Source organism: Mesorhizobium sp. WSM4871 (assembly GCF_055811295.1).
In genome coordinates this window covers 210,023-221,876 of record NZ_JBVVPU010000012.1, presented here as the reverse complement: position 1 = coordinate 221,876, position 11,854 = coordinate 210,023, and the positions used below count along the sequence as shown (strand labels likewise).

The following is an 11,854-nucleotide window of genomic DNA, read 5'->3' as shown; positions in this document are numbered from 1 at the left end:
TGCTCTGCACTCTATCCATGACCCACCTGAACCCGGGGGTCGAGCAGCGGATAGATGAGGTCGAGGATCACCATCGACACCCCCGTAACCAGAACGAGAATGAGGACGCATCCGTTGATCGTGAAGTAGTCCGACAGCTTCACGGCTTGGAACATCAGTGTCCCGATGCCCGGATAGTTGAACACCATCTCAACCAGGACCGACCCGGTGATGAGCTGGCCGAAGGTCAGCGCCAGAGCGGTGATCTGCGGAAGCATCGCGTTGCGAACTCCATAATGCAGGAAGACGCGTCTCGGCTTCAGCCCCTTCGCTTCCGCGAAGGTCATGTAGTCCTCGCCCTGGATGCTGACCATCATGCCGCGCATGCCGATCGACCAGGTGCCCATGGACGCGATGATGATGGCAAAGGCGGGCAGCAGGGAATGATAGAGGACGTCCAGCACGAAGGAGACGGACATTGTCCGCTCGACGCCAAGTTGGTGACCGCCGCCATTGGGAAACCACTGCAGGCGGAAGGCGAACACGTAAACGAGCACCAGCGCGATGAGATAGAACGGTATTGCCGCCAGCACCATCTGGAACGGCAGCGACACGCGAAAAATGCGCGGTGCACGCGGCCACGCGGCCAAGGCTCCAAGCAGGCCTCCGATCAGGAATGCCAGGATCGTCGTCGTACCGAGAAGACCGATTGTCCATGGCAGCGCGGCCGCGATCTGGTCGGCGACCCGGGTCGGATAGTTGGCGATCGAGTAGCCGAGATCGAACCGCAGCACGCTGCCTATATAGTCCAGATACTGCTCCCAAAGCGGACGATCGAGACCGAAACGCTCGGTGTATGAACGCACCATGTCCTCGACGCCGGTCATCGAGCCGCCGCCCTGGCCGGCGATTTCGGCAAGCCGCTCCTCGATCGGATTCGTGCCGGTGAGACGCGGCACGAAGAAATTGAGTGACGCGGCAGCAAGGATCATGCTGAAGAGCATGGCCAGCCGCGTGGCCAGGGTTATGAGCATCTGTGCGTTACCTGCCAGGATACCCGTCTCAGGCGACGGGCTTTACCATGTGGGCGATATAGGTTGACGTGGCGACGTGGTTCGGCGCGGGCGGCATGTAAGGGTTGGAAGTACCCGGCCAATTGGTCCAGTAAGTCTGGTTCATCGGCAGCCGATGGATGTGCTGGGAGATCGGCACCTCCGGCACCGCCGCATACCAGATGTCCATCGCCTTCTTGACGTGCTCATCAATGGCCGGATCGCCGGGCTTCAGGGCGACGATGGGATCCACGGCCGCATCGTATTCCGGATTCTGCATCCTCGCGAAATAGAGCGAGGGCTTGCCGACTGGAATGAAATTCTTGCTGTGGAACGCCTCCAGCGTTGCGAGCGGGTCGAAGATGCTGCTGTTTCCATGGCCGGAAAGAACCAGCGGACAATTTCCGGATCGCATGATCTTCGAAGAGTCCGGTGTGGAGTAGAAGGTAACCTCGAACCCACCGCGGCGCAGCTGCTGCTGCACCAGAGGTCCTATCTGGTTAAGCAGGGCCAGCCCGTGCATGTCGCCGCCGGCGCGCTTGCCGTCCTTGGACCAGAACTTGTCGCCGTCGCGTTCGTAGCCGGCCTCCAGCATCAGCTTCTCGCTGGCGGCGAGATCATAGACGCCGACATCGTTCTTCTTGGCTGAGTCCTCGATCAGATCGATGTATTTCACGAGCGGCGGGAACGCCGGGAACGGACCACGGCTCGGCTCACCCGCGCCGGCAAATGCGACGTCGATGATCTGCTTGGCGTTGATGGCATAGGCAAAGGCCTTGCGGACACGCACGTCGTTCCAACGCTCGTCAGCGCTGTTGAAGAAGACCGACACCGGCCACCAGTCGAGGTTGCCTAGCGGATTTTCGGCGCCGGAGAAGGTGGTCAGCTTGTCGTTCTGGCGCAGCAGTTCCTGGATGAGCTGGGCATCCTGGATATCGGCCGAGATGTCGATCATGTTCGAGACGGAGAGCTGCGCGACGCGGTCGCGCGACCCGCTCGGAACGGTGATGATCCGCTCCGGGCCCGGTAGCGGGCGGAACCCGGTCTTGGCCCCCCACCAATCCTCGCGCCGTTCGCAGATGATTTCGCTGGGGGCGGTGCTCACCACCTTCCAGGCCGACGTCGACACCGGCAGCCCCTTGGCCAGATCGAAGTTGGTGAAAGTGGCCTTATCCGCGACATCCTTCCAGATATGTTCAGGAACCCACTGCAAGCCAAAGGCAAAGTAGGCAATTCCAAACTGGAACATGTGGCGCGGATCCGGCTGGGTGAAGTCAACCCGGACCGTCTGGTCATCGATGACGGTTGCGCTCGCCACTTTCGTCGACACGATCGCCGCATCGCGCATGTTCCTGGCGTTCTTGCCGTTGTCGACCAGCATATTGTAGGTGAAGGCTACGTCACGCGCCGTGAAAGGCTGGCCGTCGCTCCACTCGACGCCCTTCTTCAGCTTGATCGTAACCGATTTGAAGTCAGGCGCGTATTCGAAGCTCTCGCCGATCCACGGAATGACCTCATCCTTGTACAGGTTGTAGTAGAACAGCGGCTCCGTCGCGTACATGAAGCCGTTGCGCAGGTCGACGCCCGGGGAATAGTAGTTTGCGTTGGACGTATTGGTGAAGACCGGACCGTCGACCGAACTGGCGACGATGTAGGTGCGGTTGCGCTCAGGAGCGGACCAGCCGACTGAGGGCATGGTCGCGGCCAGCGCCAAGGTGGCAGTGCCAGCCAGAAATTTCCTGCGGTTGACCTGATGAAGCGTGCTCATTGTTTCCTCCCTGGAACAAAATCGAAATGGTGGCGTGTCACCAGTTGGTGAGGGCTCCGTCGGCGCGGTAAAGACGCGGCATTTGATAGAAGGTGAACTCTCCGGCCTTGCCGAGTTCGCGCTCGTCAATCTCGATGCCGAGGCCAGGGGCCTCCGGGATCGGAAAGTTCGGACCGGCAAGCTGCGGCTTGGTGGTGAACACGGACGATTCCTGGCGGTTGTGCTCCTCGCCCGGGCTCTGTCGGCATTCGAGCCAGCTGAAGTTGGGGATCGCGATGGCGAAATGGATGCTGGCCGCCGTGCATACCGGACCAAGCGGGTTGTGCGGCATCATGTCGATGTAATGGGCCTCGCACAGCCCTGCGACTTTCATCGCTTCGGTGAAACCACCGACATTGCAAATATCGATGCGGGCATGTTGCGTCAGACCCCTCTCGACATAGGGCAGGAACTGCCATTTCGAAGAAAATTCCTCGCCAATGGCGAACGGGATCGGGGTCAGGGTGCGTAGCGTCGCGTAGGCGTCCGGAGTTTCATCCCTGATGGGCTCTTCGATGAAATCGAGCGTTCCCACGGGCATGCGCTGACAGAAGCCGGCGGCTTCCGCTACAGACAGGCGGTGATGCCAATCAATGCCGAGAACGACTCCGGAGCCAAGGACCTTGCGGCACTCGATCATCCAGCCGGCGGTGATCGATAGCGATTCCCACGGCTCCAGCCGACCCGGGTTCTCCGGCGAAGGATCGGCCCGCCCCAGGCGCAGGCACGTCCACCCCGCGTCGACGACCTTCTTGGCCCGCGCGATCATCTCGTCGAGCTTAGCCGCCTTGACCGTCGCGAAGGTCGCCACATGATTACGCTGGCGACCGCCAAGCAGCTGGTACACCGGGACTGCAAGGGCTTTGCCCTTGATGTCGTGCAGCGCGATATCGATCGCCGAGATGGCCGCCGTGAGAACCCGCCCACCCTCGAAATACTGGCTGCGGTACATTTCCTGCCAGAGCGCGCCGATGTCCATGGGGCTGCGGCCTATCAGAATGCGCTCGTAGTGCTCGACCGCCCCCATGACTGCACGTTCCCGGCTGGCAAGCCCGGATTCGCCCCAGCCATAAAGGCCGGCATCGGTCTCCACCTTGACGAGAAGCTGGTTTCGATCCCCGACCCACAGCGGGTAGGATTTCACGGCGGTTATTTTCATGAACTAATGCTTCCGCCTGAATGCTGGAGGGAGACGCGACAGGAGGTCGTCCCTCGATGACCGGACATGCAGCGCCGCGACCTGGCGCGCGCGAGCGCCGTCCCGCTGCTTGAACGCGTCGATGAGTTGGTGATGCTCCTGCTGCACCGTTTGCAGCCGGCTTTCGCTGAAGCCGCAATTGAGGCGCAGCGCGCGGGTCAGCGCGAGATGTCGTTCGATCACCTCCAGCGCCTCCCTGTTGCGCGACGCGTTGTTGATGATCTGGTGGAATTCCCGGTTCAGATCGAAGGCGTCGATGAGGCGCCGTTCGGCGACGGAGAGGTCGTGCTTTTCCTGCAGGGCCTCGAGCAGCGAGATCTGATGCGGCGACGCGGCCTCGGCGAACGCCGCCGTCAGGAAGCTCTCGATCGCCTCGCGCACGTCGAAGATGTGGATCAGGCGCTGTTCGTCTATCGCCCGGACGCGCGCGCCGCGGTTGTGCTCCATGACGATCAGGCCCTCTCCCTGAAGCACCTGGAGCGCCTCGCGTACGGGAGCGGCGCTGACGCCATAACGCTCGGCAAGGACGCGGACCTTCAGCCACTGGTCGGGAACGAGCAGCCCACGCGCAATGTCGTCGCGCATGCGGGCTGCGACACGCGAGTAGCGCGTCTCGCCATCCACCTCTTCCGTCTGGCCATTCAGCTCTTGCAAGACACCAATCCCCAACGCGGAATATTTTCTTGAAAATAATATACCAAAATGTAAAATCGTACGTCAATCCAGGTTTTCATATTTTTAAAGGAGAGCGCATTGGAGCGGAAGGACGTGCTCATCACCGGTGCGACGGGCAATCTCGGCCGCAAGCTGGCGGGTCATTTCAGCCTCATGCCGGGTCTGAGGCTGCGGCAGATCTGCTTGAATCCGGAAAACGACCCTGCGGTGATCACGGCCGACCTGAGCGAAATGCGCGATGATTGGATCTCGCAATTCGACGGCGTCGATGTCGTCGTTCACCTGGCCGGCAATCCCAAGCCATCGGCCAGCTGGTCCGTCGTGCAGAAGGGAAACGTCGACGTCACACTGAACGTCTACGAAGCCGCCCGCCGAGCCGGCGTCAAACGCGTGGTGTTCGCCAGTTCAAACTGGGTTATGGCGGGCTACCGCTTCGGCGACGAGCGTCTGACGACGGATCTGCCCCCGCGCCCGATCAATGGCTACGGCGCCGCCAAGCTGTTCGGGGAACGCCTGGGGCTCAGCCTGCTTGCCGGCAACGGCATCTCCTTTATCGCCCTGCGCATCGGTTATTGCCAGCGCACCCCCGGGAACCTGCCCGGCCCTCACTTGGCATACGGCGCATGGGGTCAGCAGATGTGGCTGAGCGACAGGGATCTCTGCCAAGGCTTTGAGCGCGCCGTGCTTGCCGAGAACGTCGACGCCGCGATCCTGAATCTCATGTCGGACAATGCCGGCATGAGGTGGGACATCTTGCAAACCATGCGCACCATTGGATATCGGCCGGCGGACGGCCATCGTCTGGTGACCGACGACAATGTCGTGCGGTCCGACGAGGCGGCGCGCGCCGATCTCGAGCGCTGGCATGAACTGACTTCCGTCTTGTCCACGAAAAACTAAGGGAACCACATGCTCACTGGCTTGCGCCGTCTCGGGTCGACGAATGACTTTCTTGGCGAGGGTCCGATCTGGTCCGTCGCCGACGAGTGCTTCTACTGGGTCGACATCCGCGGCTGCCTTGTGCGGCAATGGACGCCGGCGACCGATGAGGTCCGAACATGGGTCGCGCCGAGCTTCGTCGGCTCGATAGCGCCGCGGGAGAAAGGCGGCCTGCTCGTCGCCCTTCAGTCCAGCCTCGCGCTGTTTGAACCGGACCGCGGCGTATTCGAGCACTTCGTTTCGCTGCCCGATGTGACATCGGAGCAAAGGACAAACGACGGTAAATGTGATCCGGTCGGGCGCTTCTGGGTAGGCACGATGAACATTGTCACCCGTCTTCCGGATGGCGTGCTCTACTGTATCGAGCCCACCGGCGCGGTGCGTATCGTGCTTCGGGATCTGGCCGTGCCAAACAGTCTGGCCTGGGATAGCTCGGGCGCGACGATGTATTTTTCGCAGACGCGCGACCGCAAGATGCTGCGGTACGCTTTCGACGTGGACAAAGGCGCAATCGATGCGCCTGATCTCTTCTTCACCACCGAACCGCCCGGTACTCCCGATGGTGCCACAGTCGACGCCGAAGACCACCTGATCTTCGCGGAATACGGCAACGGCCGGCTGGTCAGGCTGGACCCTCAGGGACAGATCGCCGGCATGACAACAGTTCCCTGCCAATACCCGACCAACTGCGCGTTCGGGGGCGAGGATTTTCGCACCGCGCTGATCACGTCGTCGAACTGGCTGATCCCGGAAGACCAGAGGTCCAGCAACCCCAAGGAAGGCGCCGTGTATGTCGCGATGAGCGACGTCCCGGGCGTCGCGGCGACCTGCTTCAAACTTTGATCGGCGGGTGCCTCGACTTGCCGCAAGGTGGGGGCGGCATCGGGCGTTACGGCTCGGACTGACCGGCCTTGTTCATGGAATTCAGGAGATCGAAGCCCCTCGACTTCAGCCATCGGACGCCTGCGCATAGGTCCCGGATAGCGCACTCCAGAAGCAGCGCCACGTCACTGCCGAGATAACGCGTGTTCAAGCCGAGCGCGGCGATCCCGCGCTCGACGAGCGACGGCAACGGATAATGGCCCATGAAGTTGCTGGTCGGGTGGATGACAATTGCGGCCACACGCGCTTTGGGCGGCGCGGCAAAGGAACCCCAGATGCGCGGTCGGAGCATGGCGAGGCCGGATTGCGTATCCGCCTGGGCCCGGCTGTGCGCTGTTCCCAAATCCGGCCGATTGCCAATATTTCAATCCGCGCCTTGCGTTTGAAGTTCTTGGCTATGCCGATCATGAGGCCCGGTACTGGCGAAACCCGGTTTCAGGTTGGAACGATGAGGACACTTGCAGCTATTTGTGCCTGAACAGCAGCGGGCACTCGCAGACCTGGCCGGCTATCCCTCGTAGCCACGCCTTCGCGTACGGGTCGCTTGTCAGATAGGCGTCGAGGAAAGCGAGCGTGAGTTCCTCGACCGCCTCTTTCTGTGCCGGCACGTGAGATTGCACCGGGCGCGCAATGCCGCCCAGATAATGATCGGCATCGGTGAGCACGGCGAGGTATTTGTCGCCAGGTGGTGCGAACTCGTAAGGCTCGACTTTCCCACGCCAGTCCTGACCCTTGGCTCCACCATCCAAGGTACCCGTGATATTCAGCATCGGCCCGCTGATGCCATTCCATGAGCCTTCGCGCAGACCTTGCTGGTCACGTCCTTGGGCGCTGAGCAGGATCGCGGCTTCAAAGCGCTCGTCCCTGAAGCTACGTGTTCCCTCGCCGGGCAGATCGATCTCTGCGCCAGCGAAGAGCTGGGCTGTATAGGCGCCGAAGGAATGACCGGCGATGGCACTCGTAACGGGCCGGGCCGGCCGCCCGCATGTCGCGGCGAAAACCGTATCGAGCGCGTCAAGCACTTCGCGCACGATGCGGATGCGCTCCAGCCAGTAGAAGGGAGAATGCAGGATTTCATACATGCGCGGCCGAATTCGAGTGTCCGCGGTCCAGCCGTCGAGCTCGCCAGTCGGGTCGACGCCAAGTTCCGGTTCGGCAGCGACGACGGCGCCCACCCAGTCCGGAAAGGTCGGATGGACGACGAGAAAGCCATGCGCCGCCCAGCGCTCGGAAAGCGCGGCATAGTCGCGCCCGCTCGCGCCCAGCCCATGACAGAAGATGACACACGCCTTGGGGGCGCCGGCGGCCGGCCAGCGGCAGGTCAGCGGCAATACCGTGCTGCCGGTCACGCCCGCTAGCACGATGTCCGCACGGACTATCGGGGCACCGGATGCCGGAAGGTAACGCTCGCCGGTCATGAGACAACGGATCCCATGCGCTCCGGCCGATCAGTCGGCCGCTCCGCATCGATCGCGTAGAGGAAGCAGTTGGCGACCCCACCGCCTTCGACAGGATATGCGGCAGGCACCTCGGTTTGACACCGCGGCATCGCAAGCGGGCATCGGTTCCGATAGGGGCAGCCGATGTCGGCTGTGCGCGGTGCTTGTTGCGCGGGCTGCAGCTTGCGCCTGGCGCGACGCTCGCGCTGTCTGGCGGGATCGAGAAGCGGAACCGCATCCAGCAGGGCCCGCGTATAGGGATGCGCCGGTTGGGAATAGACGCGGTCGGCCGGTCCCTCCTCGACGATGTGCCCGAGATACATGACAGCGATGCGGTCCGAAATATGGTGCACCAGCGCGAGGTCGTGCGCAATCAGCAGATAGGCCATGCCGAGTGCGTTGCGGCGCTCGTAGAGCAGGTTGATGATCTGGTTCTGCGTTGACACGTCGAGCGCGCTGACCGGTTCATCCAGCACGATCAGCCTCGGTTGCAAGGCCAAGGCCGATGCGATGGCGATACGCTGCCGCTGCCCGCCTGAGAATTGATGCGGATGCCGGGAAAGGTGCTCCGCCGAAAGCGACACCATCTCGAGAAGCTCGACCGCGCGAGCGCGCCGTTGCGTCCGGCTCATCGTTGCATGCACACGCAGCGGCTCGGTGACGATGTCTTCGACGGTCATCGCCGGATTGAGGGACGAGAACGGATCCTGGAAAACCGCCTGGATCTGCCTGCGGATCATTTCGGGATAACTCCCCTTCATGCTGGCGAGTTCGGCGCCATCGAACCGGATCGATCCCGATGACGCCGCCACGAGGCCGAGAACCGTGTTTGCGATCGATGATTTCCCAGAGCCGGATTCGCCAACCAGGCCGAGCGTCTGTCCGGCCCGTATCGACAGTGTCGCGCCCTTCACCGCATGAAAGGGCTCCGGACGAATCCGAAAGGCGGAGCGGCGCCAGTAGGTGACCCAGAGATCGTTGATTTCGAGCAGGGGTTCGCCGGTCATGTCACGCCCCCGAGTTCCAGGTCGCCGGCCCTAACGCAACGCACCTGCCGGTGGCCGCCAATCAGGTGAACGCGGCGTTGGCAGACATCCTGGCTGAACGCGCAACGGTTCGAGAACCTACAGCCGGAAGGCCACGTTCCCGGCCTGGGCACGGTTCCGCGGATCGTCGGCAGTGGCGGATTGCGGGTTGCCCCATGCGGGCTCGCTGCGATCAGCCCGGCGGTGTAGGGGTGGCGAGGTTTCGCGAACAGTTCGTCGACGGTCGCGGCTTCGACGATTTCGCCGGCATACATCACCGCTATCCGGTCGCAGATGTCGGCGGCCACCGCGAGGTCGTGCGTGACGAACAGGATGGCCATGCCAAACTCGTCCTGAAGATCGCGGAAGAGATCGAGGATCTCCTGCTGCACGGTCACGTCGAGGGCCGTGGTCGGCTCATCGGCGATGAGCAGTTTCGGATTGCAGCTAAGCGCCCTGGCGATGGCGATGCGTTGCGCCATGCCGCCGGAGAGTTCGTGCGGATAGGCCCTGGCGCGCTCAGCCGGATTGGGGACGCCGACCCGGTCGATCAATTCGACGGCCCGCGCCCAGGCCTGCTGGCGCGAAAGCCCCTTATTCGTCCGCAGGACTTCGGCGATCTGGTCTCCGACGGTAAAGGCCGGATTGAGGCTCGTCGTGGGGTCCTGGAAAACCATCGCCACCTCGTTGCCGCGGACTTCCCGCAGCTCGCTCTCAGAAAGCGAGCGCAGATCGGTCCCGCCAAGCGTGACCGCGCCCTGGGTGGCGCGGCCGGCAGCGCCGATCAGGCCGAGGATCGCCAGGCCGGTGATCGTCTTGCCGCTGCCCGATTCACCGACGAGCCCCAGCGTCTCGCCGCGTGCGATAGTGAAGGAGAGATCGGTGATGACGGATACCTCGCCGCCGTCCCTCGGTGAGACCACAACCTTCAGGTGCTCGACCCGCAGGATATCGTCTTTCCCGGCGGGCGGCGGCGGGGAAAGATCCTGCGCGTCGACGCCTGCGGCATCGCATGCTTTCGTCGGCCGTGCCGGGCTCGCACCAACCGCAATGCCGCGGCCCATCGAATCGCGCAGCACGTCGCCGAGCAGATTTACCGACAGAACGGTGACGATGATCGCAATGCCGGGCGGAACGGCGAGGAACCAGTTCAGGTCCATGAACGCAGCCGCCGAATTGAGCATGGTACCCCAGCTCGCATCCGGCGGCTGAACGCCGAGGCCGATGAAGCTGAGCCCCGCCTCGGACAACAACACCGCGCCGACGGTGAGCGTCACCTGCACGATCAACGGCGGCGCGATGTTCGGCAGGATGTGGCGCAGCAGAATGCGCCTGTCGGACGCGCCGATCACGCGCGCCGAGCGCACATAAACTTCCTCGCGTTCGGCCAGCACCACGCCGCGTGCGAGCCGGAGGAAGGAGGTCGAATAGAGTATACCCAGTGCAACCATCGCCTTGTGCAACCCCGCCCCAAGCAGCGCGATGATGACGATCGCCACCATGATGCCCGGGATCGAGACGAGCGCCTCGACCATGCGCATCACGACCCAGTCCCACCAGCCGCCGCGATAGCCAATGAAAAGCCCTAGCGGCACCCCCAGCACGATTGCGATCGCCGTGCCTTCGGCAGCGGCGATGACGGCGATGCGACAGCCGTAGATCAACCGGGACAGCACGTCGCGGCCGAGGTCGTCGGTGCCGAGCCAGTGTGCGGCCGACGGCCCTTGCAGCGCCTCGATGAGGTTCTGCTTCAAAGGATCGTAAGGTGCGACCCAGGGTGCGAAGACTGCGAGAAACGCGAGCAGCGCGAGTATCGATACCGCGATCACCACGATGATGCCGGAGGCGCCGAGACGGAGCCGGCCGCGCCTGGATTTATCGGTTCTCGCGAGAAGAGGAGTGGTCACGACGGCCGCGCTTTTGGATTTAGAAATCCGTAAAGCAGGTCGGTGGCCAGTTGAACGATCACCACGAGGCCGACCATCACCAGGACCAGCCCCTGGATCATCGGGATATCCTGTTGTCGTACCGCCCCAATTGCCAGGGTGCCGAGGCCGTTTATGGCGAAGACCTGCTCGACCACCAGTGCGCCGCCCAGCAGGACGGTGATCTGGAACGATAGGACCGCCACTACCGGCACCATCGCGTTTGTCAGCGCATGCTTGAAGATCACGCGCCGCGCCGACAGGCCCTGGGCGCGGGCCGCACGTATGTAGTCCTGCTGCAGCACCCCGGCCATCGCCGAGCGGACCTGGCGCGCGATCGCCGCACTGGAGGACGTGCCGAGCGCGATCGACGGCAGCAGGACGCTGCGCAGCCAGCCCCACGGAGAATCGGAAATGGCGGTGAAGCCGGTCGCCGGGAACCAGCGCAGGCTGACGGCAAAAATCGCGACCAGGAGGAGGCCGAACCAGAAGTTGGGTACCGCCTGTCCGAACGTCGCGCCCAGCGTGGCAAAGCGGTCTATCCAGGAGCGCGGACGCAGCGCCGCGGCTACCCCGGCAAGAACGCCAACAACGATGGCGATCACCGCCGAGACGGCCGTCAGCGAAAGCGTGACGGGAAGCCGCTGCATGACCGCCCCCGTCACGCTGACGCTGTTGAAAAAGGAATTCCCCAGGTCCCCCTGCACGGCACGGCCGAGCCATTGCACGTAGCGGACGTAGACCGGCTCGTTAAGGCCGAGCCGCTCGCGCAGCATCTCGTACTGTTCCTGCGTGCCGTTGTCGCCGAGGATCAAGTCCACCGGGTCGCTCGGCAGCAGCGACGTGAACGAGAACGTCAGCACCGAGACGATGAACAGCAGGGGTATCAGCGCAAGAAGCCGCCGCAAGATCAGTCGGAGCATGGGAACCTGG

At 63.1% G+C, this 11,854-nt stretch carries 11 protein-coding genes; 2 read left to right on the top strand and 9 right to left on the bottom strand.

What is annotated here, in order from left to right:
• Positions 1-11 precede the first annotated feature (11 nt).
• Genes AC0L2H_RS24340 through AC0L2H_RS24325 form a run of 4 tightly spaced genes read right to left on the bottom strand, consistent with a single transcriptional unit; the run spans position 12 to position 4,660 of the window.
• The gene (locus AC0L2H_RS24340) at positions 12-1,013 is read right to left on the bottom strand and encodes an ABC transporter permease (RefSeq protein ID WP_473592601.1); all 1,002 of its coding nucleotides are present in this window, start codon (positions 1,011-1,013) and stop codon (positions 12-14) included.
• A gap of 28 nt (positions 1,014-1,041) precedes the next feature.
• Positions 1,042-2,799, bottom strand: coding sequence for an ABC transporter substrate-binding protein (locus AC0L2H_RS24335; protein WP_473592600.1), 1,758 nt, complete (start codon positions 2,797-2,799; stop codon positions 1,042-1,044).
• Positions 2,800-2,836: 37 nt separating this feature from the next.
• Positions 2,837-3,997 carry a mandelate racemase/muconate lactonizing enzyme family protein gene (locus tag AC0L2H_RS24330; protein WP_473592599.1) on the bottom strand — a complete coding sequence of 387 codons (1,161 nt, stop codon included), beginning with the start codon at positions 3,995-3,997 and terminating at the stop codon, positions 2,837-2,839.
• Between the two features lie 3 nt (positions 3,998-4,000).
• Positions 4,001-4,660: a GntR family transcriptional regulator gene (locus tag AC0L2H_RS24325; RefSeq protein WP_473592598.1), complete on the bottom strand. Its 660-nt coding sequence runs from the start codon at positions 4,658-4,660 to the stop codon at positions 4,001-4,003.
• 129 nt (positions 4,661-4,789) lie between these two features.
• Between AC0L2H_RS24325 and AC0L2H_RS24320 the strand changes: the two genes are divergently transcribed.
• Together AC0L2H_RS24320 and AC0L2H_RS24315 are read left to right on the top strand one after the other, a co-directional pair.
• Complete coding sequence (locus AC0L2H_RS24320; protein ID WP_473592597.1) at positions 4,790-5,611, top strand: NAD-dependent epimerase/dehydratase family protein; 822 nt, start codon at positions 4,790-4,792, stop codon at positions 5,609-5,611.
• Positions 5,612-5,620: 9 nt separating this feature from the next.
• A complete protein-coding gene (locus AC0L2H_RS24315; RefSeq protein ID WP_473592596.1) occupies positions 5,621-6,493 on the top strand; it encodes an SMP-30/gluconolactonase/LRE family protein in 873 nt (290 codons plus the stop codon).
• A gap of 46 nt (positions 6,494-6,539) precedes the next feature.
• Here the strand turns inward: AC0L2H_RS24315 and AC0L2H_RS24310 are convergent, their stop codons facing one another.
• The 5 genes from AC0L2H_RS24310 to AC0L2H_RS24290 form a co-directional block, all read right to left on the bottom strand.
• The gene (locus AC0L2H_RS24310; RefSeq protein ID WP_473592595.1) at positions 6,540-6,824 is read right to left on the bottom strand and encodes a hypothetical protein; all 285 of its coding nucleotides are present in this window, start codon (positions 6,822-6,824) and stop codon (positions 6,540-6,542) included.
• Positions 6,825-6,996: 172 nt separating this feature from the next.
• Positions 6,997-7,950 (bottom strand): alpha/beta hydrolase family protein, encoded by a 954-nt coding sequence (locus AC0L2H_RS24305; RefSeq protein ID WP_473592594.1) that lies wholly within the window; start codon positions 7,948-7,950, stop codon positions 6,997-6,999.
• A complete protein-coding gene (locus AC0L2H_RS24300; RefSeq protein ID WP_473592593.1) occupies positions 7,947-8,978 on the bottom strand; it encodes an ABC transporter ATP-binding protein in 1,032 nt (343 codons plus the stop codon). The genes AC0L2H_RS24305 and AC0L2H_RS24300 overlap by 4 nt, the downstream gene beginning before the upstream one ends.
• On the bottom strand, positions 8,975-10,903 hold the full coding sequence (locus AC0L2H_RS24295) for a dipeptide/oligopeptide/nickel ABC transporter permease/ATP-binding protein (protein ID WP_473592592.1): 1,929 nt from the start codon (positions 10,901-10,903) through the stop codon (positions 8,975-8,977). Before AC0L2H_RS24295 ends, AC0L2H_RS24300 begins: the two co-directional genes overlap by 4 nt.
• Entirely contained in the window at positions 10,900-11,844 is a 945-nt protein-coding gene (locus AC0L2H_RS24290; RefSeq protein WP_473592591.1) for an ABC transporter permease, read from the bottom strand. The genes AC0L2H_RS24295 and AC0L2H_RS24290 overlap by 4 nt, the downstream gene beginning before the upstream one ends.
• Positions 11,845-11,854 lie beyond the last annotated feature (10 nt).